The following is a 3,859-nucleotide window of genomic DNA, read 5'->3' on the forward strand; positions in this document are numbered from 1 at the left end:
CGCTGGTAGGTGCAGGTCTTGAGGAACTTGCCGACCCACAGCCCGCCGGTATAGCGCGCCGCCTTGCGCGTCGGCAGGGTGTGATTGGTGCCGATTACCTTGTCGCCGTAAGCGACGTTGGTGCGGTTGCCGAGGAACAGCGCGCCATAGTTGGTCATGTTCTTCAGGAAATAGTCGGGATCGCGCGTCATCACCTGGACGTGCTCGGAGGCGATCTCGTCGGCGATGCGCACCATCTCGGCATCGTCTTCGGCGACGATCACCTCGCCATAGGCTTCCCACGCCTTGCGCGCATAATCGGCGGTCGGCAGGATAGCCAGGATGCGGTCGATCTCCGCCAGCGTCTCGCGCGCCAGCTTCTCCGAGGTGGTGAGCAGCACCGCCGGGCTGTCCGGCCCGTGCTCGGCCTGGCCGAGCAGGTCGGTCGCGCACAGCTCGCCGTCCGCGCCGACCTCGTCGGCGATCACCAGCGTCTCCGTCGGCCCGGCGAACAGGTCGATACCGACGCGGCCGAACAACTGGCGCTTGGCCTCCGCGACAAAGGCGTTGCCGGGACCGACCAGGATGTCGACCGGCGCGATCGCCTGGGTGCCCAGGCCCATGGCGGCGACCGCCTGGATGCCGCCCAGGCAATAGATCTCGTCCGCGCCCGCCATCGCCTGCGCGGCGACGATCGCCGGCGCGGGCTTGCCCTGGAACGGCGGCGCGCAGGTGACAACGCGCGGCACGCCGGCGACCTTGGCGGTGATCACGCTCATGTGCGCGGAGGCGAGCAGCGGATACTTGCCTCCCGGAACGTAGCAGCCCGCTGCATTGAGCGGGATGTTCTTATGGCCGAGCACCACGCCGGGCAGCGTCTCGACCTCGACGTCCTTCATGCTGTCGCGCTGGATCTGGGCGAAGTTGCGCACCTGGGTCTGCGCGAACTCGATGTCCTTGAGGTCCTGGCCGGACAGCTGGTCCATGCAGCCCTGGATCTCGTCGGCGGTCAGCCGGTAGCTGTCGCGGTCCCACTTGTCGAACTTGATCGACAGGTCGCGCACCGCGTCATCGCCGCGCGCCTCGATGTCGGCGAGGATACCTTCGACCGTGTCGCGAACCTGGCGGTCGGTCGTTGCGCGCGTCTCCACCGTCGCGCCGCGCTTCAAATACTGGGCCATCTGTCCTGCTCTCCCATGATCGGCTGCGCATCCGGGCCGAGCGTGCCGTGCTCTTGCGTCATGCCGCCCCTACGCCGGCCCGTATAGAGCGGGGAGAGTATGAACTCCAGTGGATGATAGCGCACCGGTATCGGCGGGAGGCGACCTGCGCACCGGCGGCACGCCGCGATGTTACACGATGTTACAGGTGCCGCTGCGACCGTTCGGAACTGACATGGCCGCTGCGGCTTCGGCATGGCCCTCCCGATAAGGGAGGAACGACATGAAGGGATATGTTCGCGCAGGCTGGCCAGCGGCCGCCGCGCTGGCGCAACTCGCCGCGACGGCTCAAGGACAGACCGCGCCGGCCCAGACCGCGCCGACAGCGACCACCAGTGCGGACGACGTGCTGGTCGTCGCCAAGCTCGACCGGCTGGTGACGCCGACGGCTACCGGCAGCCGGCTCGGCCTGTCGGCACTGGAGACGCCGGCCAGCGTCGCGACGATCGACGGCGAGGAGTCGCGGGCGCGCGGCGACCTGACCATCGTCGACGCGGTGACGCGCGCGCCGGGCATCACCAGCGTCGCCAACCCGGGCAACGGCTACACCGCGCTTGCCGCCCGCGGGTTCAGCGATCAGGGCTCGATCCTGCAGCTGGTCGACGGCATCCGCCTGTTTCCGGTCGCCGGCACCATCACCTTCCCGACCGACCCGTGGAACGTCGACCGGATCGAGGTGCTGAGCGGGCCGGCCTCCGTCCTCTACGGACAGGGCGCGCTGGGCGGCGCGATCAATACCATCACCAAGAAGCCCGACCCACTGCGCACCAAGCTGGACGGCGAGGTCGCGTTCGGGTCGCAGAACACCGCCCATGTCGCCGCCGGCACCGGCGGCCCGATCAACTCGGTGCTGTCGTACCGGCTGGACGCCAGCTACCGGCGCTCGGACGGCATCGTCAAGCGCGGCAAGTCGGACAGCATCGCGCTGGCGGGCGCGATCCGCTATGCGCCGACCGACCGGCTGACCTTCAGCTTGCGCGACGATTACGGTTATCAGCGGCCGACCAAGTATTTTGGTACGCCGCTGCTGGCCGGTCGGCTCGACACCTCGATCCGCGACAATAACTACAATGTCGCCGACGCCGACGTGCATTTCCGCGACAACCGGACGACGCTCACCACCGACTGGCAGGTCAGCTCCGCGCTCAGCTTCAGCAACGCCGCCTATCGGCTGACCAGCTATCGCCTGTTCAAGGACCTGGAGAATTATTGCTACGTCGCCGCGAGCGGCGACTGCGCCAATGGCGACGACGGGCCGGGCGCGGCGTTCGCCGGGCTGATCCAGCGCTACAGCAACCTCGGCATCATCCACGACCAGACGCAATATGGCGACCAGGGCAGCGTCAAGCTGTCCACGCCGCTCGGCGGCGGCATCAGCAACGACCTGGTCGGCGGTTTCGACGTCAACATCATCAAGCTGATCTATTCCAACGACTTCGGCTCGGACCCGCAGGTCGATGTGGTCAACCCGCGCAGCTTCAATCCCGGCACCTATTTCGACACCCAGGGCATCGCGCCGCGGTTCCGGACCCGCACGCACGAATATAGCGTGTTCGGCGAGGACCGGGTGAAGTTCGGCGATCAGCTGTCGCTCGTCGGTGGCATCCGCGCCGAATGGGACAATGTCGCCCGCTACAACATCACCTACTCCGCCACCGGTGCAGCGCGGGAGACCAACGCTTTCCCGAACGACGGCGACAAGGCGCTCCACAACGTCACCTGGCGGGTCGGCGGCGTCTACCAGCCGGCGCCGACGCTGTCGCTCTACGCGCAGTATGCGACCGGAGTCGATCCGCTGGGGACGCTGACCACCTTCACCACTAACGCGCAGCAATTCTACTTCACCAACGCCACCGGCGATCAGGTCGAGGCGGGGGTCAAGGCGAGCTTCCTCGGCGGCCGCGGCGCGGCGACGCTGGCGGCGTACCGGATCGTCAAGCACAACTTGGTAGCGCAGCGCACGCCGACCAGCCCGGTCGAGCAGGTCGGCCAGCAGTCGTCCAAGGGCATCGAGGCGTCGGTGACGTTAGACCTCGCCGCCGGCTTCGGCATCGACGCCAACGCCACCATCCTCGACGCGCGCTACGACAATTTCGTCAGCGGCGGCACCAACTATACCGGCCACACGCCGCCCAACGTGCCGGAGAGCGCCGGCAATCTGTGGCTGCGCTGGAGCGGGATTGACCGCCTGCAGGCCCGGCTCGGGCTGCGCTATGTCGGCCGCAGCTTCTCGGACGACGCCAACCAGTATCGCGTACCGGGCTATGCGGTGGTCGACGGCTCGGTCAGCTATGCCTTCACTCGCCAGCTCGCGCTGGACGTGCGGTTGTCCAACCTGCTCGACAAGGATTATGCGGTGACCACCTATGCCAACCAGCAGTGGATCCTGGGTCGGCCGCGGTCGGTCGACGTCGCGGTTCGTGCCCGCTTCTAGCCGCGCGCGACGGACGGCGGGCCAGCGGGCAAAGCGCTGGCTCTACGTCACCCATCGCTGGATCGGCATCGCCAGCTGCCTGTTCTTCGCGATGTGGTTCGTGTCGGGGCTGGTGATGATCTATGTGCCGTTTCCGGCGCTGACGCGGGCGGAACGGCTGGCGGGGCTGCCGGCGATCGACTGGAGCCGGGTGCGGGTCGGCCCGGGCGCGGCGCTGGCGGCGATC

The 3,859-nt window shown here is 67.8% G+C and carries 2 protein-coding genes and 1 pseudogene; 2 read left to right on the forward strand and 1 reads right to left on the reverse strand.

Translation table 11 applies throughout. The features are described 5' to 3' along the window. On the reverse strand, nucleotides 1-1,160 hold a 1,160-nt coding region (gene hisD / locus HUU96_RS12815), incomplete at its 3' end, for a histidinol dehydrogenase (RefSeq protein WP_174293156.1). Nucleotides 1,161-1,422: 262 nt separating this feature from the next. Between hisD and HUU96_RS12820 the strand changes: the two genes are divergently transcribed. Next, nucleotides 1,423-3,633, forward strand: a complete 2,211-nt coding sequence (locus tag HUU96_RS12820) for a TonB-dependent receptor (RefSeq protein WP_174293157.1) — start codon at nucleotides 1,423-1,425, stop codon at nucleotides 3,631-3,633. Continuing rightward, nucleotides 3,620-3,859: pseudogene (locus HUU96_RS12825) on the forward strand (hypothetical protein); the annotation flags it as partial. The gene HUU96_RS12820 and the pseudogene HUU96_RS12825, both read left to right, overlap by 14 nt.

The sequence above is a fragment of the Sphingomonas bacterium genome (assembly GCF_903644135.1).
Lineage (GTDB): Bacteria > Pseudomonadota > Alphaproteobacteria > Sphingomonadales > Sphingomonadaceae > Sphingomonas.